This window comes from Natrinema pallidum (genome assembly GCF_005890195.1).
In the GTDB taxonomy this organism is placed as follows: Archaea; Halobacteriota; Halobacteria; order Halobacteriales; family Natrialbaceae; genus Natrinema; species Natrinema pallidum.
Window position 1 is genome coordinate 149,391 of sequence record NZ_CP040638.1, and the last position, 25,430, is coordinate 174,820.

Sequence of the window (25,430 nt, forward strand, 5' to 3'; positions counted from 1 at the left end):
CCCACGCCGAGGTCACCGTGCACATCGGTCACCCGATCCGATGCCAGTGAGACGCGTCGTGTTCATCGCGGGAGCAACGATCATTTGATGAGTATCCCGAAAGTATTTGAAAGTGATTGATCCAGAAACACATTCCATATATGATTGGTTCCGACACGTGTCGGTTTCTATGTATTCCAGCTCGAGACCGGGCCCATGACGATAAAGTACCGCCGTGAGAACGATGCTGGAGCAACGAAAAGCACGGCGGCTGTCGCCCGCTGTGGTCTCGCAACTGATTCCAGAGTCGGTAACGGCGGCCGTTTTAGCCGGTATGATATCGATCCGGCCTCCACTGCGGATCGTACTGGTAGCCGGTTGGGCCCCGCTGTCGGCCGACTCTCGGCTCCGGTCTCGAGTCAGTGAATGCACCCCCTCGAGACGAACATCTATGGAATAGATAGTGTAACTAGAATAGACTATTTGACGAAAGTCGAGATGCTCGCCCCAGTTTCGAGTCGTGTTCGCTGCCACACCGACGGCAGTGAGTCACCGCTCGGAACTGTCGATCGACCCCGGCGGCAAAAGTTTACACACATACGAATGTAACTCCAGGGCGGACGGGAGACACGCGGACGGGAGCACGGGAGCGTCCGACTCGCTCGAAACGACCTGTCGACCTACCCCGCGGACCATGCTACTCCGCCCGGGGGGTTCCCTCATCGACGCTGTTACTCGTTCCGACAGTGCCGAATCACACGTCTATGGGGCGTGGGTGTCTGTCATCGGCCGATCTGTCGCCTACGATCCGTTCACCGCTCGAGAGCCGTTTCAACTCCTCCGAAACGTCATGTCCCCACTGGCTCGGGGAGAACCGTCTACTCATCACGTTCGGAAGCGTTGCGTGGTCGTTCAGTGGACTCGCCCGCTGGTGCCATTTTTTCAGTCCCACACCGAATCCACGACCTCGAACTCCCCCTCCTCGGCGTGGGACGATCCTCGAAGAACTCTTCGACAGAGCCGAACGTTTACTATGGCCGCAACGAAACGGGCTCGTAATGACGGGCACATCGAACCGGTCGGTCGAACGGGCGTTCAGGATCGTCGACGAACTCGCGGCAAACGGGAGCGGGCGGGTCTCCGAGCTGGCGGAGCGCCTCGATATGCCCGTCAGTACCGTACACAACTACCTCCAGGCGCTCGTCTCGACGGGCTACGTCGCCGTCGAGGACAAGGAATACGCGACGACGACACGGTTTCTCGAGGTCGGGCACCGACAGCGCCACCGGCTGGAAGTGTTCAAGGCCGTCAGCGACGAACTCCAGGATATCGCGGCGGAAACGGGCGAACACGTCACGCTGCTGGTCGAGGAAAACGACCAGTGCGTGATCGTCGCGGTACAGGAAGGACCCGACGCGGTCAATCTGTTCGCGTACCCCGGCGCGAGAATGCCGCTTCACGCGGCAGCCCCCGGGAAAGCGATCCTCGCACACATGCCCGACGACCACGTTCGGGAGATCATCGACCGCCAGGGACTCGTCGAGATGACGAAGCGAACGATCACGGACCCCGACGTGCTCTTCGACCAACTCGAGCGGATCAGAGAACAGGGGTACGCCGTCGACGAGGGCGAGCGAATCGCGGGTATGGTCTGTATCTCCGCGCCGGTACTCGACAAGGGAGACCGTATCCGCGGTGCGATCTGCGTCTGTGGCCCCCAAAGCCGCATCGACGAGGCGAGGCGCGAGGAGATCGCCGAGATCGTCCAGCGGGCGGCGAACGTGACACAGGTCAACCTCGATTACGTCTGATCAGGACCGGCCACACGTGTCGCCGTCCGAACGCGGCCGACCGAGGCCCGCAATGCCGACGGTGGCCGCCGGCAACCTATCGGCCGACGAAGTCGGGTTCGCCGTCGCCGAAGAACGCCTCGAGTCCGCGTTCGTAGTCGTCCGTTCGCGTCGCGCCCGCGATTGCGTCCGTCTCCGCCGCGAGCTGGCGCTCGAGCGAGCGGTCGTAGCTGTCGGTCAGCAGTTGCGTCGTCGTCCCGAACGCGTGGGTCGGTCCGTCGGCCAGGTCGGCGGCCACGTCGGCCAGCCGGTCGTCGAACTCGTCGGCGGGAACGACCTCAGTTGCCAGCCCCAGTTCGCGGGCCTCTTCGGGGCCGATGGGCTCGTCTCGGAGGACGATCTCCTTGGCGGTCCGGAGACCGACCAGTCGCGGCAGGAAGAACGTCGCGCCACCGTCACCGGTCAGTCCGATGCCCGGATACGCGAACGTGAGCGTCGCGTCCTCGCCGAGGACGAGCAGGTCGGGGAACAGCGTGAGACTGAACCCGATCCCGGCGGCGATCCCGTTGACGCCACCGACGACCGGCGTTTTCGCCCGGTGGAACTGGACGATCGCTTCGTGGGCCCGCCCCGCTAGCTCCCGGATATGTGCCGCGTCGGAGTCGTCACCCGAGAGGGCGGTGAGATCGGCTCCCGAGCCGAAGAAATCGCCCGCGTGCGTGAGCACGATACACCGCGTGTCCGGGTCCTCCCCGAGGGTCGTCGCCACCGAAACCAGTTCGTTCGCCATCTCGAGGGTCAGCGCGTTTCGCCCGGCCGTGCTATCGAGCGTCACCGCTGCAACGCCGTCGTCGTGCTCGATCGAGAGGTTGTCGTATGCGACCATCGATCTGGCGTTCGCGGCCGTCTCGCTTAACGGTTTGCGCTTTGCATCGGACCCGGCCGGTTCTGGGGAAGCCGATCTAGACCGCGTCGGTCAGATCGAGGGGGTCGTCGACGAACAGCTGCGGCTCCATCTCCGCGAGGTCGTCGGCCACGAGCGGCTCGAATCCCATCTGGTCGAGGACATCCGTATCGGGATCGAGCCCCGGCGCGACCTCGGTGAGTACGAGGCCGTCCGCAGTGAGTTCGAAAACGGCGCGCTCGGTCACGTAGACGACCGGCTGCTCGGTTTCGACGGCGTACTCGCCGCTGAACGTGATCTGCTCGACCGACTCGACGAACTTCGGGCTCGTTCCCTCGCGTTCGATCGCGAGCGTCCCGTTTCCGGTCGCGATCTCGAGGCCGTCGGTCGTCAAGGTTCCACAGAAGACGACCTTGTCGGCGTTCTGGGTGATGTTGATGAACCCGCCACAGCCGGGCAGTTGCGAGCCGAACCGGCTGACGTTGATGTTGCCCGTGGCATCCGCCTGTGCCATGCCCAGGAAGCCGATGTCGAGTCCGCCGCCGTCGTAGAAATCGAACTGCTGGGGCGAGGAGACGAGCGCCTCGTGATTGACCGCGGTCCCGAAGCTGATCCCGCCGGACGCGGCACCGCCGACGGGTCCCGACTCGACGGTCTGGGTAATCTCGTCGTCGACGCCGCCGTCGGCCGCGACGGCCGGCACGAGTTCCGGGACGCCGACCCCGAGATTGATAACCGAATCCGGCTCGAGTTCCATCGCGGCGCGGCGGGCGATGATCGCGCGGGCATCGAGCGGACGGGCATCGCTCTCGTCGTCAGCCGGTCGCTTGATCTCGCCGCTGTAGGCCGGGTTGTAGTCCTCGGCGTACGTCTGCTGGTGGTGGCTCGGCGGCGCTTCGACGACGGAATCGACCAGCGCGCCGGGGACGGCCACGTCGCGAGCGGTGAGCGTTCCCGAAGCCGTGACGCGCTCGACCTGTGCGATCACCGTCCCACCGGAGTTGTGGGCTGCCTGAGCCATCGCCAGCGCGTTCGAATCGAGCGCTTCCCGCTCCATGGTGACGTTCCCGTCTTCGTCGGCCGTGGTCCCCCGGATGAGCGCCACATCGATCGGCACCGAGCGATAGTAGAGGTACTCCTCGCCGTCGAGAGTCACGAGATCGACGAGGTCCTCGTCGGTGACGTCGTTTGCCTTCGCTCCCTCCTGTCGCGGATCGACGAACGTCCCCAGCCCGACGTGGGTGATCGTCCCGGGTTTGCCCGCAGCGGTGTCGCGAAGCATGTGATCCATCACGCCGAACGGCAGGTTGTAGGCCTCGATCTCGTTCGCGACGATTCGCTCCATCAGGTCGGGGGTAAAGCCCCAGTGGCTCGCGATCGTCCGCTCGAGCATCCCGTCCTGAACGAGGTGTGACAGGCCACGCCCCTGTCGGTCGCCCTCCGCGGCCGGATGATACAAGGTGAGCGAGCCGGGCTGGCCGGTTTCGGCGTACCGCTCGCCGAGCGCTTCGAGGACGTACTCGGGGAGTCCGACGGCGACGAAGCCGCCGATGCCGATCGTATCGCCGTCGTCGATGCGTTCGATAGCCGCCTCTCTGGACTGCCGAACTGTCATACCTACTCCTCGCAAGGGGCGCTATTTTTAGTTACCTATCGCCGGCTCTCGAGCCGCCGCATCGACCGAAACACCGGTCTCGGAGCGTGCGCTCGGGGAGTCGATAACCCGCTGTTGCTGTTGCGCACCGAGCGGAAACGCTGGACTGTCGCTCGATCGGACGGCTCGGGACGGTGACCAGCGGAATCGTACGCTTTACTATCCCGCTCACGAAAGTCCACGTATGGAGTTGACGAACGAACAGCAACTCATACGGGACACGGTTCGAGAGTTCGTCGAGACCGACGTTCTCGAGGGGATCGACGAGCACGACGCGGACCAGACCTTTCCGGAAGACGTCTGGGACGGGCTCGCGGAGCTCGATCTGACCGGGCTGACGGTTCCCGAGGAGTACGGCGGGTTCGACGCCGACGAAGTGACGTACAGCATCGTCAACGAAGAACTGGGGCGGGGACATCTGGCGGTCGCGACGGCCCTGTCAGTCCACTGTCTGGCGACATCGTGTATCCGCCAGTTCGGAACGCAGGAGCACAAAGACGAGTGGCTGCCCGAGATGGTCGACGGCCGCCCGGTCGGCGCGTTCGCGCTGTCCGAGCCCGACGCCGGCTCGAACCCGGCGGAGATGAGCACCGAGGCCCGACTCAAGGACGGCGAGTACGTCATCAACGGGAAGAAACAGTGGATCACGAACGGCAAGCGGGCGGGCGTCGTCGTCCTGTTCGCGAAGACCGATCGCGACGATCCCGACACCGTGACGCAGTTCCTGGTGCCAAAAGACGCGCCGGGGCTGGAAGTCGGCAAGAAGGAGGACAAACTCGGACTGCGCGCCAGCGACACGACGACGTTGCTCTTCGACGACGTACGCATCCCGGAAGCGAACCGGCTGACGGAGGTCGGCGACGGACTGAAGGCCGCGTTCTCGATCCTGACAGGCGGTCGGATCGCGATCGCCAGCCAGGCCGTCGGCGTCGCTCAGGCCGCCCTCGACGCCGCCGTGAGCTACGCCAACGAACGCGAACAGTTCGGGGAGCCGATCATCGAGCATCAGGCGATCGCCCACAAGCTCGCGGACATGCAGACCGACGTACAGGCCGCACGGCTGCTGACCCGCGACGCCGCCCGAAAGAACGACGGCGGACTCGATCCGCAGGCGGCAAGCATGGCCAAGTACTTCGCGAGCGAGACGGCAGTCGACGTCGCGAACGAAGCGGTGCAGGTCCACGGCGGCTACGGCTACACCAAGGACTTCGACGTCGAACGCTACTACCGGGACGCCAAGATCACCACGATCTACGAGGGGACCTCGGAAATACAGAAGGAAGTCATCTCACGCCACCTGTCGGAGTAGCGTTACTCGTACTCGTAGAATCCGACGCCCGTTTTCTTGCCGAGGTCGCCGGCCTCGACCTTCCGTTTGAGGAGGTAGGCGGGCTTGTACCGGTCACCGAGTTCCTCGTAGAGCGTCTCGGACGCGTGGAGACAGACGTCGAGGCCGATGTGATCCGCCAGCGTCAGCGGTCCCATCGGGACGTTCGTACCCAGTTCCATCCCCGTATCGATATCCTCCTTCGAGGCGACGCCCTCGTCGTAGGCGCGAATCCCTTCGTTGATCCACGGCATCAGGATGCGGTTCGTGACGAAGCCGGGCTTGTCGTCGGCTTCCCACGTCGTCTTCCCCAGTTCTTCGGCGAACGCGTGTGCCAGGTCGGTGACTTCGTCGGTCGTCTTCTCGCCGACGACGATCTCGACGCCCTCCATGATCGGCACCGGATTCATGAAGTGCAGGCCGACGACGGCGTCCGGCCGCTCGGTCGCGCTCGCGATCGACGTGATCGAGAGCGTGCTCGTGTTCGTCGCGAGGACGGCATCGTCGCGACAGATCGCGTCGAGGTCGGCGAACACGTCGCGCTTGACCTCGAGGTCCTCGAGTGCCGCCTCGACCACGATGTCACAGTCCGCGAGGTCGTCGAGGACGGTCGTGCCGGTGATTCGATCGCGAACGTCGGCGGCTTCCGTGTCGGTCAGTTGCTCTCTGGCGACGAGCCGGTCGAGACTGTCCGCGATCGTCTCGAAGCCGTTGTCGACGTACTCCTGTTCGATATCACGCATCACAACGTCGTAGCCCGCGGTTGCGGCGACCTGTGCGATACCGCTGCCCATCGTCCCCGCGCCGACGACGCCGACGCGGTCGATCGTCTCTAGCTGTGGAGCCATCGTTCGGTGATGCTCGGACGGTCGTAGTAAAGCTCCCGACTCTCGTCAGCGGCGACGACTGTGGTCGCGCACCGATGATCGCCGTTCGACACAGCGATATCTCACGACTGGACGCACACGACGGTGTCCGTGCCGAGGCCGAAGTTCGACGACCGACCGGACGATCAGTTCTATCCGGCCGCGTGAGGCGACGCTGTCCCCGTTACAAGCCGTGTTTGTGCTGCTCTTTCTCGCGGAGTTCGACGCGGCGGATCTTCCCGCTCGAGGTCTTGGGGAGTTCCGCGGTGAACTCGATCCGGCGGGGGTACTTGTAGGGAGCCGTCTCTTCCTTCATGAACGTCTGGAGATCGTCTTTCAGTTCCGGACTCCCCTCGTAGCCGTCAGCGAGGATCACGTAGGCTTTGACGACGCTGCCGCGCTCCTCGTGGGGACTATCGACGACGGCGGCCTCGGCGACGGCGTCGTGGCTGACGAGCGCGTCCTCAACCTCGAAGGGGCCGATCCGATAGCCCGACGAGATGATGATGTCGTCGGCCCGACCCTCGAAGAAGAAATAGCCGTCCTCGTCGCGGGAGGCGAGATCGCCCGTCCGATAGTACTCCCCGGAGAACGTCTCCGCGTCGAGATGGGGCTTCTCGTAGTAGCCATCGAAGATCGCCGGTGAGTCGACCGGGACCGCGATCTCACCGATCTCGCCCGTCTCGACTTCCTCGTCGTCGTCGACATCGATGATCGTCGCGCCGACGCCGGGCGTCGGCTTACCCATGCTCCCGGGCTTGATATCGATCCCGGGATAGTTCGTCACCAGGGCGACGGTCTCGGTCTGACCGTACCCGTCCCGTGGGGTGACGCCCCAGGCGTCTCGAATGCGCTCGATCGGGTCGCGATTGAGCGGTTCGCCCGCCGAGAGCGTATCGTTGAGATCGACATCATAGCTCTCGAGGTCGGCGTTGGCGAGCATCCGGTACTGGGTCGGAACGGCACAGAGCTTGGTGACGCCCTCCGACGACAACAGTTCGAGGAAGGTGTCGGGCTCGAACGCGCCGTCGTAGATGAGCTGCGTCGCACCGGTCGTCAGCCCGACGCCGACCGGACTCCAGAACCACTTTGCCCAGCCGGTCCCGGTCGTCGCCCACAGCAGTTCGTCCTCGAGATCGGTTTCCTCGTCGATCCCCCACCAGTAGGGCGCGTTGATCCGATTGAAACAGTACTGCCAGCGGTGTTTGTGCAAGACCGGCTTCGGCTGGCCGGTCGTCCCGCTGGTGTAGTTGATCGACATCGGATCGTCGGCGGAGAGGTCGGGACCGTCGTACTCGGTCGACTGGCCGTCGATCACCGACCGGAACGTCGTCCACTGGTCGCCGTCGTCGTCTCTCCCATCGCCGTCGAGAACGATCACCCGCTCGAGGGGCGTCTCCGCGAGGATCGGTTCGACCATGTCGGTCAGCGACTCGTGGACGACGATCGTCGACGCGTTACAGTCGGTCGCCCGAAATTCGATGTCCTTCGACCGCAGCATCGACGAGCAGGGAACCAGCAGGGACCCGGTCGCGAGAGCGCCGAGTTGGACGGCGAACGCGTCGGGATGTCGCGGGAAGAGGTGCATAACGCGGTCGCCGGACCCGATGCCGAGTGCCTCGAGTCCGTTCGCGAAGCGGTTCATGCCGTCGCGGAGGGCGGCGTACGTCCGCTCCTCGCGGGCCCCGTCCTCGTCGAGAAAGCGGACGGCGACGCGGTCGCCGAACGATTCGGCGTGGTCGGCAACGACTGCGGGGATCGCGTACGATTCCGGAACGTCCCATTCGAAGCTCCCGACCGCATCCTTGTAATCTACTCCCATGGGTGGTCAATCATACCATACCGTCTTTAGTGTTTTGTCGTTCCAGATCGCATTGCCGGAGCGGACTGGTCTCGGGGCTGTTCAACCGCCGAAACCGCCGCTCGGCAATCGGGACGGAATCGATCCAAGCGGCCGGTAGCGACTCCCGCTACCACCGGGGCCGGGTCACGCGATCGACAGCAAGACTTTAGAACACTGGCAGAGATATTCACACTCATGTTTGACACTCAAGAGCTCGACGATATCCGCGAGCGGCGAGCCGAGTGGAAAGCGGAAACGCTCGAGCCGACGCTCGAGGCTCACGGCGAGCGAAAGGAGCGGTTCGCGACGGTTTCGAACCACGAGGTCGATCGACTCTACACGCCAGCGGACATCGCCGATCTCGATTTCGACGACGATCTCGGGTTTCCCGGCGAACCGCCGTACACGCGCGGTCCGTACCCGACGATGTACCGCGGGCGAACGTGGACGATGCGCCAGTTCGCCGGCTTCGGCACCGCCGAGGAGACCAACGAGCGGTTTCACTATCTGATCGACGAGGGCCAGACGGGGCTCTCGACGGCGTTCGACATGCCCTCGCTGATGGGGCTGGACTCGGATCACCCGATGAGCGAGGGCGAGGTCGGGAAGGAGGGCGTCGCCGTCGACACGCTCCGGGACATGGAGATCCTCTTCGACGGGATCGACATCGGCGCGGTTTCCACGTCGTTTACGATCAACCCCTCCGCGGCGGTCATCTACGCGATGTACATCGCGCTGGCCGACCAGCAAGGCGTTCCGCGCGAGGAGGTCCGGGGGACGCTCCAGAACGACATGCTCAAAGAGTTCATCGCCCAGCGGGAGTGGATGATCCCGCCGGAGCCCTCGCTGGACATCGTCACCGACACCATCGAGTTCGCCACCGAAGAAACGCCGCGGTTCCACCCCGTCTCCATCTCGGGCTATCACATTCGGGAAGCGGGCTCGACCGCCGTACAGGAGGCGGCGTTCACGCTCGCCGACGGCTTCGCCTACGTCGAGGACTGCCTCGATCGAGGGCTCGAGATCGACGAATTCGCACCGCTGCTCTCGTTTTTCTTTAACTGCCACAACTCCATCTTCGAGGAGATCGCGAAGTTCCGCGCAGCACGGCGTGTCTACGCTCACGTGATGGAAGACTGGTACGGCGCAGCGGCCGACGAATCGAAACGGCTCAAGTTCCACACCCAGACCGCGGGGCAGTCCCTGACCGCCCAGCAACCGCTGAACAACATCGCTCGGGTAACGATTCAGGCACTGGCCGGCGTCCTCGGGGGGACCCAGTCGCTGCACACCAACAGCTTCGACGAGGCGCTCGCGCTCCCGAGCGAGAAGGCAGTCCGCGTCGCCTTACGCACCCAGCAGATCATCGCCGAGGAGTCCGGCGCGGCCGACATCGTCGACCCGATGGGCGGGAGCTTCGCCGTCGAAACGCTCACGAACGAACTCGAGGCGGAGATCATGACGTATCTCGAGGAGATCAAGGAGATCGGCGACGGCTCGATGCGCGACGGCGTTCTCGACGGCATCGAGCAGGGCTACTTCCACCACGAAATCGGCGAGGCGAGCTACGAATACCAGCAACGCGTCGAACGCGGCGAGGAGGTCGTCGTCGGCGTCAACGAATACACCATCGCGGAGGATACCTCCCCGGAAATCCTCGAAGTCGACGAGACGACGCGCGAGCGCCAACTCGCTCGGCTCGAGGAGGTGCGGGCGGAACGCGACGACGAGGCGGTCGACGCGACGCTCGAGGCGCTGTCGGACGCGATCGACCGCGAGGAGAACGTCATGCCGTTCATCATCGACGCGGTGAAAGCGTACGCATCGATGGGCGAGATCATGGACGTGTTCGAGGAGCACCACGGATCATACCAGGAGAACATCACTCCCGTTTAACGCTCGACGACGACCCCGTGACGACCGACGGACACGACCGCGAAACCTCGGGATTCTGTCAGGACCGATCGTTTTTGCGGATGGGGAGGCCATCACGACTCGGTCTCACTCACAGTACCACCATCATCAATCGTGGACATTATTGCGGGAAACGAACACGGACGTTCGATATCGATGGCGATCCGATCGCGTTTCCCGTACGAATCGTACGCTCGCCGAGTGCTGTAGATCGACTCGATGACGGTGACCGAAAGAAGGTACCCGGAGGTCGGCACCGTCGAGAGTATTCCGGTTCCGTTCACCACCCGTAGAGCGGTGAGCGGTCAGTCAGTCAGTCAGTCGGGGATCGCGTTCTTGCACAGAAACTGCACAAAAGCTACTCGAGACGCGCGTCTAATCAGTGGGCGGACGATCGGGAGCGGCAGTATCGAGTCAGATGCTATTCGTCTCGATATAGTGGTAAATAGTCCGGCGGCTCGAGGCAGGTCGCGGACTGAACAGGGACGAACGCCCTAGCCCCGATGATCGTAGACGCGTTTGACTTTCCCGGTTTCGGTCCGCTCGATACTGCCGGGGTCGGCGATCGTGAGTCGATCCGGGGTAAAAGACAGGACGTTCGAGAGCCGACGCAGGATTCGATCGTGGAGGTCGTCGAGGTCGGTCGTCGCCTCCGGTTCCCGTTCGACGGTGAGTGTCATCCGATCGAGATTGTCCTCGCGATCGATATCGATTCGGTAAAACGGTGCGATCTCCTCGAACTCGAGGACGACATCCTCCACTTCGCTGGGGTACAGGTTGATCCCACGGACGATCAGGAGGTCATCCGCACGTCCAGTGACGTTGTCCATTCTGACCATCGTTCGACCGCAGTCACAGGTGTCGTAATTCAGCGTCGTCAGATCACCCGTTCGATACCGGAGAACCGGTAGCGCCTCTTTCGTAAGGGTCGTCAAGACGAGTTCCCCCTCCTCGCCCTCTTCGAGGGGGTCGCCCGTTTTCGGATCGACGACTTCGGGATAAAAGTGGTCCTCCCAGATGTGGAGGCCGTCCTGGGCCTCGTGACACTCCATCGAAACGCCGGGGCCGATGATCTCCGACAGTCCGTAGATGTCGACGCCGGTCACGTCGAGGCGCTCTTCGATCTCTTCCCGCATGGGGTCCGTACACGGCTCCGCCCCGAAAATGACCGTCTCGAGCGGGAGTTCGCGAACGTCGACACCCATCTCCCGAGCCGTCTCGGCCAGATAGAGCGAGTACGACGGCGTACAACTGAGCGCGTCGCTTTCCAGGTCCCGAAGCAATTCGACTTGTCGCTGTGTCTGCCCGCCGCCGATCGGAATGACCGTTGCCCCGAGTCGTTCCGCACCGTAGTGGAGGCCGAGGCCGCCAGTGAACAGGCCGTATCCGTACCCGTTTTGCAGCGTCTCGCCCGGTTCGACGCCCGCCGCACGGAGCGAGCGAGCGACCACCTCGCTCCAGACATCGATGTCGGTGTCCGTGTACCCGACGATTTTCGGCTTTCCGGTCGTCCCGGAGGAGGCGTGTATTCGCTGGAGGTCGCTCTCGTCGACGGCGAACAGCCCGTCCGGATACGCCGTGCGGAAGTCCGCTTTCGTGGTCATCGGAATCAAATCGAGATCATCGATCCCGTCGATAGCAGTCGGATCGACGCCGGCCTCGTCGAACGCCGTCCGATACAATTCGACGTTTTCGTACGCGTGTGCAACCGTCTCTTGCAGTCGGTTGTCCTGTAGCGCGCGGAGTTCGTCCCGCGAAAGGGACTCGTGACTGCTCTCGAGTGGAGTTCGTGATTGTGACATGGGTGGCGATCGTGTTCCCGGTGGTCCCGTGAATGCGTCTCGAGTTACCATACCGTACACATCCACTTATCACACAACCCCAATATATGGGTGCTATAAGTGTCCCACTGTCAGTACGGCCGCGACAGCCACTCGGAACCGAGGGCGAAACGGCTCGAGCGGGCCAGTCGCGTGACCCATACGCTTTTGTCATTCGGACGAACATACACGATATGGACCAGCTCCCGGGAGTAGCCGAGCAACGACTCATCGATACGCACGCGCATCAGCCGACGGCGGAGTTCCTGGAAGACGCCGGCGGGGAGATGATGAAAGACGCGGCCCGAAAGTTCGGCACCGACCTCGAGACGTGGGGATACGAGGAAATGCGGGCGGAATACGCCGACGCGGGCATCGGCCGCGCCGTGCTGTTAGGCTGGGACGCCGAGACGAATACCGGGAACCCGCCCGTTCCAAACGACTACGTCGCCGACGTTCGGGACGAATACCCCGACTTTTTCATCGGATTCGGAAGCGTCGATCCGCTCAAAGACGACTGTGTGGAGGAAGCGATCCGGTGCGTCGAAGACCTCGATCTCTCCGGCTTCAAATTTCAACAGATAGCACAGGGGTTCGATCCGTCCGCTCCCGAGTACGAGGATCTGTGGACGACGATCGAAGACCTCGGAGTGCCGGTCGTCTTCCACGGCGGCAACTCGACGCTCGGTGCGTGTTCGGCGGGCGGACGCGGGTTGAAGGTTAAACACGGGAATCCGTTGCTCATCGACGACGTCGCCGCCGAGCATCCGGACCTGGATATCCTGATCGCACATCCGGCGTTCCCGTGGGAGGCGGAGCAACTCGCGATCTGCCAACAGAAAGGAAACGTCTATATGGATCTCTCGGGGTGGCTGCCGAAGTACATCGACGAGCAGGTACTGCAGTATGCGGGCTCGGTCCTCAGTGACAAGGTCATGTTCGGGACGGACTACCCGATGATCCACCCGGACGAGTGGCTCGAGTCGTTCGCCGCTCATACCGACTACGACGAGGCGACCCAGCGGCGACTGCTCTTCGAGAACGCGGCGGAGTTTTTCGGACTCTAGGTCACACTGGGGCGGGACAGTCACGGGCGCGATCCTTTCTTGTACTGGCCGTTCGGTTCTCCCGAGACCCGGCCGCAACCGGTCCGGATCGCATTATAAAGCCACCATATGTAGTTGTGAATCTATATTGGGACTCCCACACACCATTCGGTCAACGACGAATTCGCACGCCAGAACCGCGGGAATGAGCGTCCGTCTCGGGGCGGATCGTCCCGCTCAGAACGGGGGACGATCCGGGATGCCGGTGCTGAGCCGGGAACCCCGCCGAGCGGCTGGTTTATTCTTACAACAATAGGAACGTAAGACGATCATCGGCGTAACAACTACCGGTTCGGTGATCCGTGGCTGCGAGCCGAACCCACCCGCCCGACCGGTCGACGCCCGAACGGACAGTTCACCGAGGACGTACCGATGGCCCCTTTGATGAGGACAGGACCAGCCATCGCGAAAGAATCGAGGCGACGGTGAAAGCGGATACGCTTCGATCGGACCGTCGATCCGTCTCCGAGTTACTCGTCCGTCACGTGGATCGTCTCCTCGACGACCATTCGCGGCCCAGCACCGACATCGATGAATTCGGCAGCGTCATCCATGACATCCGTTCCGACAGCCGAGGCGAACGCCTCGTTCATCGCTTCGACGCTCTCGAAGGAGAGGTTGAGAACGCCGTCGTACTCGGCCTCGTCCGGTTCCGTCGGGACCGACGTGCTGTAGCGTTTCAGTCCGGGGAGCTGCGCCGCGATCGCCACGTGCTCTCCTCGCCAGCGGTCGACGAATTCCTCGTGGGTGTAGCCGTCCGCTCTGATGAGGACATCGACTACCGTTATCATGCATGTCACCTCTCACGGTCCGACGACTTTGCTCTATCGGTAGGACCGGTCTCACCGCACGTTCCGAACGGCGGGTCCGGAAACCATGTCCGACCGGGCCGAGTCGGCTGTAAACACACGAGTCGATATCCGCAGCTCCACGGGACACTAGCCGAAAAGATCCCTGAACAAGGCAGCCTGCGCTCGGCGAAGTCGTTCGAGAAACGCCGACTTGCTAATGCCGATCGCATCGGCGACGTCGCTCGCATCCGCCTCTCGAGGGACGGTAAAGTAATTCAGTTCCAGGGCGTACTGGATGCTCTCGACCTGGGTGGGTGTGAGATCCCATCGACTGGCGACCGGTTCATCGTCCTCGCCGTGGAGTTGATAGATGCGTTCCAACCGAACGCCGACCGTTTCGCCGGCTGTTTCCATGACGCCGTCGAGGACATCTCGACCGACGACCGCCCCGGTTAACAGCGCTTGGCCGGCCCGGTATTCGATGGAGTCGACTAGCAGGCCGGCGCTGATGAGTTGGTGGATAATACAGGGCTGTTTCGACAGACAGCGGAAATTATCCCGGTTGTCCGTTCGCGAACGGTGGAGGTACCGTATTCGGTCGTCACCGTCGAGCGTTTCGGCGAGTTCGTCGTGCGGCGAGGCACTGAACTGCAACAGCACGTTCCCATCGCTTCGCAACTGCGGTGGCTGGGCAACGATATCCGTCCCCGTCACCCGCGTCGCCTCCGCGAGCGGGCAGTCGTCACCCGTGATACGGAACTCGACGATCAGACAGTCACTGATCATTACACGTCGGTACAGCGGACCCAAATATAAACCCCCGACATACGCGGGTCAACCGGTAAGGTACCATACCACGATACATCGCGTATGGACCTCGAGACAGTCATGGAACGGGCAGGGCCCAGGGAGTTCGGGCCGGGGGACGAACTACCCGAAAAATATCGCAAAGCCGCGACTCGAATGATCCAATTTCACGCCAACAGCGAAGTCATGGGCGGGTACCTCGATAAGACGTTTACGCGAAAGGCACCCTCGCTCGATCGAAAACTGGCGAACACGGCGAAAGTGCAGGACGAAATCGGCCACGCACAGTTGCTCTATCGCGCTGCCGAGACGCTGGATGTGAAAACGCGAGCGGAGATGCTCGACGAACTCGCGACCGGCGAGGGGAAGTTCTTGAACTGCTTTCACTATCCCGTCGATTCGTGGTACGAGGCACCGATGATCGACTTCTTCGTCGATGGCGGTGCGATGCGTCGGCAGGCGACGCTGAAGTCGACCAGTTGGACGCCGTACGCACACGCGATGGATAAGGTCTGCTTCGAGGAGGGGTTCCACGTGAAACACGGCGAGTCGATCCTCCGAGAGCTCATGAACGGCTCCAAGGCGACCCAAGAGCGCATGCAGGAGACGTTCGACGTGTGGTGGCCGCGCATCCTCCAGTTCTTCGGCCCGACGAACGACGAGAGCGTACACGACGACTTCGCCCAGGCCGTCGGCCTCAAAACGGCGACGAACGACGAACTCCGAACGTCGTTCCTCAATATGTATATCCCCAAGGCCGAAAAGTACGGGTTGGAGATTCCGGAGTATCCCCGTATTTACGAGCGGGACGACGGAACGATGGCCGTTCGTGAGGACGACCTCGACTGGAAGGAGTTCTGGACCATCTCGAGGAACGAATACGAGGGTTCGACCGAACAGATCGGCTCGCGTCGTCGCCGGCAGGACGCGGTCGAATGGGTACGCGAATCGCTTGAGACGTGGGAGTCCAGTGCCGGACCGACCCCACAGACGGCCGATTAAAACCGATGATTTGGGAAGTATTCAGACAGGAGGAACCGGGCGACTCCCACGAGCACGTCGGCAACGTCCACGCACCGGATCGCGAAATGGCTACGCTGTTCGCCCGGATTCAACACGCCCGGCGAATGCAAACGAACTCCCTCTGGGTCACGCCACGGGACGAGATCGGAGAGGTCACCGCCGAAGAAGCCGCGTTCGGCGGTCGAACCGACAAATCATACCGCTGGGCGATGACGTACAACGACATCGACGCCTCGTTCGCCGAGGAAGTCGCTGACAGTGAGTCCGAACAACGCGAAGCGGCCCGCAAGCGCCGGGAGGCGCTCCGAGAGGAGGAGAACGAAGCATGAGCGAGACACCGCGACCCGACACCATCGACCGACGGGAACTATCGGCCGAACAGCAGGCCGCAGTCGAGGAGTTGCTCTTCCGACTGGCCGACGACGAATTCGTCCACGCCGAGCGCCTGACCGAGTGGCAGATTTACGCCCCGACTCTCGAGTCTGACCTCGCGATCGCCAACATCGCACAGGACGAGTTCGGTCACGCTCGCCTGTGGTACGACCTGCTCAAGCAACTCGGGTACACGGAGCCGGAGTGTATCTGGGAACGGGACCCAACCGAGTGGACTCACAGTCTACTCGTGGAACGTCCCTTCGATGCGGGCGACTGGGGTGACGCCGTTCTCCGGGGCTATCTCTACGACGTCGCCGAACGGATTCGACTCGAGGCGGTCGCCGACACGAGCTACGCACCGCTGGCGGATCGCGTCGGGAAAGCCCTCGAGGAAGAGGCGTACCATCGGGAACACGCCACCAACTGGTTGGAGCGGCTGACTGCGGACGACGATGGGCAGGCCCGGATGCAGGACGCGCTCGACGACCTCTTTCCCGCTGCGCTATCGCTGTTCGATCCCGGGCCGCGCGAGGACGATATCGTCGCGTTCGGGTTCCGGACCGAATCGCTCGCGGCGATGCGTACCGAGTGGCTCGAAACGATCGGGCCGTCGCTGGAGGCGCTGGGGCTGGCCGTCCCCGACCCTGACGAGGTGGCGCAATCGAACGGTCGCGGTCGCTATGGGACGCACACCGATGCGTGGCACGACCTCTACGACGAGGTCACGGCGACGTATCGCGAGGTCGATTTCGAAACGCCCGTCGAGCTCCGCGCGACGGAGGAATGACGATGCCGACGAACACACCGACGGAGTCCGAGGCCTGCACCTTCACCGAGTTCAGCGACGGGGACCCGTCCAGCGAGTATCCCAAAACCGGATCGGAGGCGGACGGCATCGAAGCCGAAGTCTGGAAGGCCCTCTACGAAGTCGAGGACCCCGAAATGCCCGTCAGTATCGTCGATCTCGGGCTGATTTACGACGTCGACATCGAGGACGGTCGCTGTGGCGTGGCGATGACGCTCACCTACACGGGCTGTCCCGCCCGAGAGATGTTGCTGAACGACGTGAAATGTGCGGCCGAAACGGTCCCGGAGGTCGACGAGGCGACCGTCGAGCTTCGGTACACGCCGGCGTGGAACGTGAACATGGTAACCGAGGACGGCAAAGACAGCCTTCGGGACTTCGGGCTGAGCGTATGACGGAGAACGATCCGAGCACGACGACGACCGGCGAAACCGACGCACGGTGTCCCTACTGCGGGTCGGCGGAGACGAGACGCGACCATCCCAAGGGACCCTCGCTCTGTCGATCGATGTACTTCTGCGAGAACTGCCAGCAACCGTTCGAGAAGTTCGCCTGAGCGCGTTCCGCTACTGCTTCGTTTTGATCAGGAACTTCATATCGCCCTGGAAGACGACGGTTCCGTCTTGATTGGTCATCTCCGTATCGAGCACGACCAGACCGACATCGTCGCGGTCCCCGATTTCCTTTGTCTCGTCGACGACGATCTCGAGCGAGATCGTATCGCCGATGTGGACCGGCTCGGGCAGGTCCATGTAGTTCATGCCGAGGAAGGCGTAGGCCGTTCGTTCGACGATACCCGTTCGGTAGACGAACCCCGTCGCATGGACGAACGTCATCGGTCCGTGTGCGATGCGCTCATCGAAGTCCTGCTCCGCCGCGTACTCCTTGTTCGTGTGGAGTTCCGTCCAGTCACCACTCAGCGCCGAATGCATCACGAAGTCCGATTCGGTGACCGTCCGACCGACGCTCACGAACTCCTGACCCGGCTCGAAGTCTTCGAAGTGATGTGGCTCGTAACTATAGGCCATGATCGTAGTACCGAAGCATCACGTAAATAAGTTGCTTCGATTGAACGACTGCGATTCCGACGGTCGAGAGACGCCAGCGGTGTTATGGACCGCAGGAAGGGCGATCCCGCCATCGGACCGCAACGAAGCGCCGTCGTGAGTGGCGTAACCGGAATGGTATCACGACCCACTATTAAAACCACGATATGTCGTGGGGAGAGTATAACCGATTCGACCGTCTATTCACAGTCGAACGATACGCGGCCGCCCCCTCGGGCCAGCGAGCCGTCGGCTTACAGTTACGAGCATATGATTGTAATGAGTAGACGACTGACATCGAGTCAAACCGCGTCGAAGACGCCGTGACCGAACGCATGTCTTCCATCGACCGACCGGACGGGAAGTCGGCGATCGGCCATCGACAATGAGCCGACTCACGTACCCGTCGGACCTTGATCTCGAGTCGAACTGGGCGTCCGGCGAGATCGTAGCTAACGGCTGTCGACATCGGTTCGTGAAGGCGGGTACGGGAGCGGGGCCGCCCGTGCTGTTTGCACACGGGTTCACGGACAATTGGCAGTGTCTCTCGCCGCTCGCCGCACGGTTCGCCGACGAGCACGAGGTGATACTGTACGATGCCCGAGGCCACGGGTTGAGCGAAGCCCCAGGGACGGGCTACGACGCGGACACGATGACCGACGATCTGCTGTCCCTCTGTGACGCCCTGAACGTCGAGCGCCCCATCCTGTACGGGCATTCGCTCGGTGCGGATTCGCTCGCTCGTGGCGCTGCCCGGGGTGGGCTCCAGCCTCGAGCGCTCGTGTTGGAGGACCACCCCGCACAGCTGTTCGAAGCGCTCGGGGAGGATCACCTCCCGAACAAACGAAACCAGCTCGACCGGTGGAGTACCGCCACTCACGAATCGCTCCGCGACGAATTCGAACCACAGTATCCCCGTTTTGCCGACGTACTGGCCACCGCTCGAAAGCAAGTGCGATCTCAGGTACTGGGGATTACGAAGCGTGGGTTCGAGCCGTTAGAAACCGTCCTCCCGGAGCCACCCTGTCCGGCGCTACTCCTTCGTCCCGACCCCGCCGTCGCGTCCTACGCGGCTCCCTCACGGGACCGACGATGGGCAACCGAAACAACCACAGTCCGAAGCGTCGACGGCGCGGGACATACGATCTTCCGGGATCGTCCGTCCGTCTGCCTCGAACTGCTCGAGGAGTTCCTCGCCGAACGGGACATCGGCAGATAGAGCCCGGAGACAACGCCGTCGCTGTGAGAATACCGAATCCCGCACGGGAACCAAGCGACCGGTACTCGCCACCGGAAGCGAGCGTGGTCGCGGGCACGATCGGTGCCTGCCCGCGGAACCGACGACCCACGACCGACGTCAGGGGGTCGCTCTCACGAATCGTGCTCCACGAAGGCGTCACCAGCAGCTTCGGCCATCTCTTTCGCTTCGATATGCGAGTACGATGTCCGGACCACTGCCTCGCTGTTATCCAGCAGACGAGCGGCGGCGGTAAAGCCATGCTGTCGAACCATCACCTCGCCGACGCCGCGACGTCCACCGTGGGGGACGAGATAGCCGTGTTCGTCGTCGAGGTCTATTTCCGCCGCATCGCACAGGCGGCGCATGATCCGACGAGCGCCATCGGTGTTGATCGAGGAGGGTGTCAGTTCGTACTCGCGAAGCGCGTCGAAAACGTCCGACTGACCGGTACAGCCCTCGACGAAGCCCTCGATCTCGTCCGCTGACCAGCCGTGTGTGTCCCGGAGTCCCGTTCGGAGCGTCTCGTACAGCGTCGGGAGGTGGAACGTCGGAAACACCGGCCAGTCATCTCCGGCAGGATCGAGTATTCTTCTGTATCGCGACATGGGCTTTATAGCCTGCTCGGTCAGCGATCGATCGGACCAGTCTTGCTTTTTCGCGAGGACGGTCATCGTCCGATCCGCAAGCGAGACATCGCCCCACTCGAGGCCGTTTCGACGGTCGTCCTTCGGGTCCGCGAAGATCTCACCGCCGCGAACGCCGGCGTAACAGAGGACGTACACGAGCGCCCGATCGCGAAACTCCTGAATCGCGTCGCACCCCTTCTCGTCGGCGGCCTCGTGTGCTCGTTCGTCGACGTAGCGCGTGATCCGGGTCCGATGATCGTCCGTCCACGACTGTTGCTCACCGGATCGTCGGCCGTCGGTTTCCGGAAGGGGTTCCGTCGCGACGTTCCGCTGGGCGTAGTTCGCCTCGAGGAGTCCCTCGCGAACACACCACCCGATATAGGCACTGACGTGTGCGTAATAGGTTCGAACCGTCCCCGGTGCGAGGTTCCGTCCCGCAAGCGCTCGGGCGTACCGTCTGAACGTTCGTTCGTCCAGTTCCTCGAACGTCACGTCCGATCCAGTCTCCACCTCGAGCCAGTCGAGGAAGTCATCAATACAGCGCTCGAGGTTCCGTCGATAGTTCCCGCTCCCCTCGCCGCCCTTCGCTTTGGACCGCAGGAACGCGGCGAGCGGCTCGGCGACCGTCGTCGATTCGGCCGTCACGCTCGGTCACCCTCGGGAACCGGGTTCGTGCTTGATTCCATCGTTCGTGATTCACGGAGGGCGTGGACGTTCATAAAACTACACGTGATTATCTCACTAATCAAGTGTGAACCGCAGAAGCAGCAATTCCGGTAATATCAGCAGTATAAGTGTGCTGTGGATGGGTATTTCGATTTTGTGAACCAATATCCGCTATACAAAACATGAGAGAATGGAAGCTGAGAGTCGTGCATGGAGCACGATTTTCGAATCGACATCAATCGCAGCGTAGAGCCACGCTTTCTCTTCGTTTCCGAGTTGAATCTGTTTCTCATCGACCGCAACACCGTCCGGTTGTACTGTGAAGTCTTGCTCGTAATAATCAGCGTAGGTTTGGTACCAGTGCTGAATCGTGGCTCGGCGTCGTTCGACGCCGAACTACTCACAGAGGTCTCGACACTCCGCTAACGAGGCTGCTCCAGCATGGGCAGCGCACGCCAGCCTGATCAGCCAGGCTGGCGTTCGCGTCCGATCGGTATCCAAACATTCCACATCAGAAGAACCCGTTACATCGACGTGGAGTTCTTTGAACAGCATGTTCCCATTTCCCTCGAAGAACTCCGCTCAGTTCAACCTCAATCCAGCAGTGCCCCACTTTGAGTACTGCACTTTGTCGGTCGGCAGAGAACTCAATAGCTCCTCGGAGCACTGCTCAAGAAATGTTTAACCAATTAGGCAGTCAATCCCCTATAACTGTGCTCGATCTCGCTGGCGAACTGGACGATCCAATCCGCGTCCTCTACGTGAACTCCGATCCCGCGTTCGCGGAGTTGGTCCAAACCAAGTTACAACAGACGAGTACCGAAATCGACTATCGATCTGCGAACGGTATCGACGAGACAATCCACAATCTGAGTGCGGGCCGAATCGACTGTATCGTCACGGCATACTCGCTCGAAGATTCAGACGCTATCGAGCTTACGGAGTCGATTCGGCAGCAGAACGATGAAATTCCGATCATCCTCTTTACCGGACAAGGGAGCGAGGAAATCGCGAGCAAAGCGACTCGTGCGGGCGTGTCGGACTATCTGCCAATACGGTCGGAACGTGATAACTTCACACTACTTGCGGCCCGTATTCGAACACTTGCGAGCGCTGCACGGAAACAACAGGAGGCCGAGCAAACGAAACGCCGCTTTCGACGAACGCTCGAACGCGCTACTGACGCGATTTACGCTGTCGATGGCGACTGGCGCATCGAGTATATCAACGAAAAAATGGCCGAGCGAGTCGATCGTGAACCAGAGGCGGTCGTCGGCGGAATCCTCTGGGAAGAGTTCCCGTCGATCGTCGGGACGGAACTCGAAGAGAGATATCGAACGGCGGTGGAAACCGGAGAGTCCGTGTCGTTCGAACAGCGTCTGGGAGAGCCGTTCGACTACTGGGTCGAAGTGCGAGCGTTCCCAGATGACGACGGCTTGACCGTCTTTTCACGCGAAATTACTACTGAGCGAGAACGAAAACTGGAGCTAGAGCGCAGTGACGCGATTCTAGAGAACATCCACGATGTCGTGTTCATACTCGACGAACAGGGTGATATCGAATTCGCGAATACGGCTGCGAAGCAGTTGTTAGCAGGAGATCGATCGGCCCAGCTCACGGGACAACAGCTTGAAACGGTCGTCGGTGGCCGCATTAGCGAGTTCGATGCAACGCGATTCTCCCGGGCAGTCAAATCGGGACTCGACGGGATAGAGGGCGATAGTGGTTTCACTGGTCTGGACGATGCAAACCTGCAACTCAACATTCTGTCCGGGGCCGGTGAACGAACGCTCGACGTCCAGATCACGCCGTTCCAGAGTCAAAAGAACAAGCAAGTGCTCGTCGTCGCTCGAGACGTTACCGAACAAAGCGAGGTGAAGCGTCAATTGGAACGAGAGCGAGACGCACTCCGAGACCTCCAGACCGTCATGGGAGAAAGCGATATCTCGGTCGAGTCACGGCTCCAGAGCCTATTGGAAGTCGGCTGCCAGACTCTCGGGCTCGAAATCGGAATCGTCTCACGGATCCAGGAGAGCGACTACACAGTCCAAGCAGTTCACGCACCAGCGGCCGATATCGAAGCTGGTGATCAGTTCGATCTCGAGGCGACGTACTGTGCGGAAGTCGTTAGCACGGATTCGGTCTGTTCGTTCGCAGACGCCGTGAGCGACGGAAAAGAGGCCCACCCTGCCTATCGTGAATTCGAGTTAGAGTCGTACATCGGCGTGCCTCTCGTCGTTGATGATACCCGTTATGGGACAGTCAATTTCTCGAGTCCAACGACGCGAGTCGCTCCGTTCGGAGCGCTTGAACGAACGTTCGTCGAGTTGTTAGCGAAACTCGTGAGTGCCGAAATTTCACGCAGTCGTGACCGTGCCAAACTCGAGCGCCAAGAGTTCCTGTTCGACCGCGTCCAGAATATTGCGGATGTCGGTATCTGGGAGTACTACCCATCGAGCGGCGAGCTCACATGGTCTGATGGGGTCCGCCAGATACACGGTGTCGACGAGAACTACGAGCCATCACTTGAGGAGGGGCTCGAATTCTATCATCCTGACGACAGGGAGATGATTACCGCAGCAGTCGACCAGGCAATCGAAGACGGGGAACCGTACGACCTTGACCTCCGGATCGTGCGCACCGACGGGGAGGTGCGTGATGTTCGGGCGTGGGGAGAATACGTCGACGACACACAGCGCGGCGACTCAGCACTTCGGGGCGTTTTTCAGGACGTAACGGAGCGAGAAGCGGAACGCCGTGAGTATCGAAAACTCGCGGAGGAATACGAGGCGTTGCTCGAAACATCCGGAGACGCAATATTCCTGCTCAATGTCGATACCGCTGGTGAGAACTCGTCGTTTGAGTTCGCCCGGCTCAGTCCCGGATACGAGACACAGACCGGACTCACAACTGAGGAAGTTCGCGGCAAGACGCCGCAGGACGTGTTCGGCGACGAACAGGGTTCTGAACTCGAAGCCAATTACACTCGCTGCGTCGATCAGCGTGCGCCAATCTCGTATCGTGAAGAACTCGATATCGGTGACGATGCTCGGTTCTGGGAGACGAGCCTCGCACCGGTCGTTGTCGATGGCGAGACCGTTCGCGTTGTGGGCATCGCTCGAAACGTCACCGAGCAGGTCGAGCGAGAGAGCGAACTCGAAGCGACGAACCAGCGACTCGAATCACTCATCGAGGCCACGCCACTCACCGTGATGGAGATCGACACTGACGGCACCGTCATTCGTTGGAACGGTGAGGCTGAAAATATGTTCGGCTGGTCGCGGGAAGAAGTACTTGGCGAGTTCAATCCGATGGTCCCGGACGAGCAGGAGGCCGAGTTTGCATCACACAAGCAGCGCGCCCTGAGCGGCGAGCGAATTCGGGCGAAGGAGATACGCCGGAAAACGAAAGACGGAGACGAGTTGGACCTGCTCCTGTCGGTCGCGCCGATTACAGATTCCGACGGGGAAACCACGAGCATCCTTGCCGTCTTGGAGGATATTACTGAACAGAAACGGTTGGAAACCCGCCTTCGGTCGCTTCAGGAGACTGCACAGCAGCTTAGCGGCGCTGAATCAAGTGAAGAGATCGGAGCTATTGCCGTTAATGCGGCAGCCGAGATAATTGATCTTAATATTACTGGAATCTGGGAATACGACGAGCGAGAGGACGCACTCGTCCCAATCACAGAGACTCCCGCAGCACGAGACCTATTCGACGTGTCTCCCAGATTCACTCCTGGGGACGGTCTCGCTTGGGACGCGTTTGAGTCCGGAGAAACCCAGGTATATCATGACATCCGGACCGAGGGTCAATCCCACAACCCGAACACGGAGATCCAAAGTGAGATTCTCGTCCCACTAGGAGAGTATGGGCTCATCTCGACAGGATCAATTTCCACACAGGCCTTTTCTGAGACAGACATCGATCTGTTTCGGATTCTCGGTGCGACTGTCGAGGCAGCACTCGCACGAGCGAGTCGAGAAGAGGAGTTACATCGGCAGAACGAGCGACTGGACCAGTTCGCGAGCGTCGTTGCCCACGACCTGCGGAACCCGCTCTCAGTCGCAATGGGGTTTCTCGAAGTCGCAGAGGAGACCGGGAACGAGGAGCATTTCGAAGAGGTCGAATCTGCACACGCCCGAATTGAACGACTCATCGAAGACCTCCTTACGCTGGCACGTGGAGAGACGACGATCGGGGATAGAGAAGAGATTAACCTCAAGAGAATTACCACCGAGGCATGGGGATACGTCGATACCAACGACGCAACGCTTACAATTGCAGATGAAGTCCCGACAGTGACCGGCGACGCAGGACGTCTGACACAGCTCTTTGAAAATCTCTTTCGGAATGCAGTCGAGCACGGTGGTGCCGACATTATAGTGACCGTGGGTCGACTAGACGAGGACGACGGATTCTACGTTGAGGATAACGGCAGCGGGATTCCGCAGGAGAAGCAAGACAAAGTATTCAAGCACGGTGTTACGTCCAGTGAGGGGGGTACCGGATTCGGGCTCTCAATCGTGGCCGACATCGCGAAGGCACACGGCTGGACGGTTTCGGTGGCAGACGGAACCGATGGCGGGGCACGGTTCGAGTTCAAGCGGTCGAAATAGTACTGGTTGTCAGTGAGCAAACCGTGCCCGCGGCCTATGCATTGAGGAGGCCAGTCTCAACTACCATGAGAGATATGGAAGTTGAGTCCACAGCGGGTTCAGCGGGCCTGAAATCCGTGGTTTCGGACGAATTTGATCACGAAAATGCTGTCTCGTGTCCCACCCGTGGAGTCCTTGCAGGACGAACAGTCGGGTGTCCATCTCATAGCGTGTCGAACGTGCGTACCGG

20 protein-coding genes and 1 pseudogene are annotated in these 25,430 nt (G+C 61.4%); 11 read left to right on the plus strand and 10 right to left on the minus strand.

Annotated features, from left to right (window positions below; translation table 11 throughout):
- Window positions 1–1,037: 1,037 nt before the first annotated feature.
- On the plus strand, window positions 1,038–1,790 hold the full coding sequence (locus FGF80_RS18145; RefSeq protein ID WP_138655639.1) for an IclR family transcriptional regulator: 753 nt from the start codon (window positions 1,038–1,040) through the stop codon (window positions 1,788–1,790).
- Window positions 1,791–1,866: 76 nt separating this feature from the next.
- On the opposite strand, the gene FGF80_RS18150 is transcribed toward FGF80_RS18145, so the two are convergent.
- Window positions 1,867–2,655: an enoyl-CoA hydratase/isomerase family protein gene (locus FGF80_RS18150; RefSeq protein WP_138655640.1), complete on the minus strand. Its 789-nt coding sequence runs from the start codon at window positions 2,653–2,655 to the stop codon at window positions 1,867–1,869.
- A gap of 76 nt (window positions 2,656–2,731) precedes the next feature.
- The gene (locus FGF80_RS18155) at window positions 2,732–4,288 is read right to left on the minus strand and encodes an acyl CoA:acetate/3-ketoacid CoA transferase (RefSeq protein ID WP_138655641.1); all 1,557 of its coding nucleotides are present in this window, start codon (window positions 4,286–4,288) and stop codon (window positions 2,732–2,734) included.
- A 223-nt stretch (window positions 4,289–4,511) separates the two neighbouring features.
- Between FGF80_RS18155 and FGF80_RS18160 the strand changes: the two genes are divergently transcribed.
- Window positions 4,512–5,636, plus strand: coding sequence for an acyl-CoA dehydrogenase family protein (locus FGF80_RS18160; protein WP_138655642.1), 1,125 nt, complete (start codon window positions 4,512–4,514; stop codon window positions 5,634–5,636).
- 2 nt (window positions 5,637–5,638) lie between these two features.
- Here the strand turns inward: FGF80_RS18160 and FGF80_RS18165 are convergent, their stop codons facing one another.
- Together FGF80_RS18165 and FGF80_RS18170 are read right to left on the minus strand one after the other, a co-directional pair.
- The gene (locus FGF80_RS18165) at window positions 5,639–6,502 is read right to left on the minus strand and encodes a 3-hydroxyacyl-CoA dehydrogenase family protein (protein ID WP_138655643.1); all 864 of its coding nucleotides are present in this window, start codon (window positions 6,500–6,502) and stop codon (window positions 5,639–5,641) included.
- Window positions 6,503–6,704: 202 nt separating this feature from the next.
- Window positions 6,705–8,342: an acyl-CoA synthetase gene (locus tag FGF80_RS18170; protein WP_138655644.1), complete on the minus strand. Its 1,638-nt coding sequence runs from the start codon at window positions 8,340–8,342 to the stop codon at window positions 6,705–6,707.
- Window positions 8,343–8,558: 216 nt separating this feature from the next.
- On the opposite strand from FGF80_RS18170, the gene FGF80_RS18175 reads away from it, so the two are divergent.
- Window positions 8,559–10,259 (plus strand): acyl-CoA mutase large subunit family protein, encoded by a 1,701-nt coding sequence (locus FGF80_RS18175; RefSeq protein WP_138655645.1) that lies wholly within the window; start codon window positions 8,559–8,561, stop codon window positions 10,257–10,259.
- A 512-nt stretch (window positions 10,260–10,771) separates the two neighbouring features.
- Here FGF80_RS18175 and paaK read toward each other — a convergent pair.
- Window positions 10,772–12,079, minus strand: coding sequence for a phenylacetate--CoA ligase PaaK (gene paaK / locus FGF80_RS18180; protein ID WP_138655646.1), 1,308 nt, complete (start codon window positions 12,077–12,079; stop codon window positions 10,772–10,774).
- Between the two features lie 212 nt (window positions 12,080–12,291).
- On the opposite strand from paaK, the gene FGF80_RS18185 reads away from it, so the two are divergent.
- Window positions 12,292–13,164, plus strand: coding sequence for an amidohydrolase family protein (locus FGF80_RS18185; protein ID WP_138655647.1), 873 nt, complete (start codon window positions 12,292–12,294; stop codon window positions 13,162–13,164).
- Window positions 13,165–13,673: 509 nt separating this feature from the next.
- Here FGF80_RS18185 and FGF80_RS18190 read toward each other — a convergent pair.
- Window positions 13,674–13,994 carry an EthD family reductase gene (locus tag FGF80_RS18190; RefSeq protein ID WP_006187400.1) on the minus strand — a complete coding sequence of 107 codons (321 nt, stop codon included), beginning with the start codon at window positions 13,992–13,994 and terminating at the stop codon, window positions 13,674–13,676.
- Window positions 13,995–14,141: 147 nt separating this feature from the next.
- Window positions 14,142–14,780, minus strand: coding sequence for a helix-turn-helix domain-containing protein (locus FGF80_RS18195; RefSeq protein ID WP_006187399.1), 639 nt, complete (start codon window positions 14,778–14,780; stop codon window positions 14,142–14,144).
- Window positions 14,781–14,864: 84 nt separating this feature from the next.
- Between FGF80_RS18195 and FGF80_RS18200 the strand changes: the two genes are divergently transcribed.
- Genes FGF80_RS18200 through paaE form a run of 5 tightly spaced genes read left to right on the plus strand, consistent with a single transcriptional unit; the run spans window position 14,865 to window position 17,560 of the window.
- Window positions 14,865–15,803, plus strand: coding sequence for a Phenylacetic acid catabolic protein (locus FGF80_RS18200; protein ID WP_006187398.1), 939 nt, complete (start codon window positions 14,865–14,867; stop codon window positions 15,801–15,803).
- Between the two features lie 5 nt (window positions 15,804–15,808).
- Window positions 15,809–16,153 carry a 1,2-phenylacetyl-CoA epoxidase subunit PaaB gene (paaB, locus tag FGF80_RS18205; protein WP_006187397.1) on the plus strand — a complete coding sequence of 115 codons (345 nt, stop codon included), beginning with the start codon at window positions 15,809–15,811 and terminating at the stop codon, window positions 16,151–16,153.
- Entirely contained in the window at window positions 16,150–16,986 is an 837-nt protein-coding gene (paaC, locus tag FGF80_RS18210; RefSeq protein WP_006187396.1) for a 1,2-phenylacetyl-CoA epoxidase subunit PaaC, read from the plus strand. Before paaB ends, paaC begins: the two co-directional genes overlap by 4 nt.
- Window positions 16,983–17,399, plus strand: a complete 417-nt coding sequence (gene paaD / locus FGF80_RS18215; protein WP_138655648.1) for a 1,2-phenylacetyl-CoA epoxidase subunit PaaD — start codon at window positions 16,983–16,985, stop codon at window positions 17,397–17,399. Before paaC ends, paaD begins: the two co-directional genes overlap by 4 nt.
- A complete protein-coding gene (paaE, locus tag FGF80_RS19380) occupies window positions 17,396–17,560 on the plus strand; it encodes a 1,2-phenylacetyl-CoA epoxidase subunit PaaE (RefSeq protein WP_006187394.1) in 165 nt (54 codons plus the stop codon). Before paaD ends, paaE begins: the two co-directional genes overlap by 4 nt.
- Window positions 17,561–17,570: 10 nt before the next feature.
- Here paaE and FGF80_RS18220 read toward each other — a convergent pair whose 3' ends face one another.
- Entirely contained in the window at window positions 17,571–18,032 is a 462-nt protein-coding gene (locus FGF80_RS18220; protein ID WP_006187393.1) for a MaoC/PaaZ C-terminal domain-containing protein, read from the minus strand.
- A 403-nt stretch (window positions 18,033–18,435) separates the two neighbouring features.
- Between FGF80_RS18220 and FGF80_RS18225 the strand changes: the two genes are divergently transcribed.
- Window positions 18,436–19,269 carry an alpha/beta fold hydrolase gene (locus FGF80_RS18225; RefSeq protein ID WP_138655649.1) on the plus strand — a complete coding sequence of 278 codons (834 nt, stop codon included), beginning with the start codon at window positions 18,436–18,438 and terminating at the stop codon, window positions 19,267–19,269.
- Between the two features lie 152 nt (window positions 19,270–19,421).
- On the opposite strand, the gene FGF80_RS18230 is transcribed toward FGF80_RS18225, so the two are convergent.
- Both FGF80_RS18230 and FGF80_RS20025 read right to left on the minus strand, forming a co-directional pair.
- Window positions 19,422–20,561, minus strand: a complete 1,140-nt coding sequence (locus FGF80_RS18230) for a tyrosine-type recombinase/integrase (RefSeq protein WP_138655650.1) — start codon at window positions 20,559–20,561, stop codon at window positions 19,422–19,424.
- 219 nt (window positions 20,562–20,780) lie between these two features.
- A pseudogene (locus FGF80_RS20025) lies at window positions 20,781–21,134 on the minus strand (IS6 family transposase); the annotation flags it as partial.
- Window positions 21,135–21,259: 125 nt separating this feature from the next.
- On the opposite strand from FGF80_RS20025, the gene FGF80_RS18240 reads away from it, so the two are divergent.
- A complete protein-coding gene (locus tag FGF80_RS18240) occupies window positions 21,260–25,201 on the plus strand; it encodes a PAS domain-containing protein (protein ID WP_394348255.1) in 3,942 nt (1,313 codons plus the stop codon).
- The last annotated feature ends 229 nt before the right edge of the window (window positions 25,202–25,430 follow it).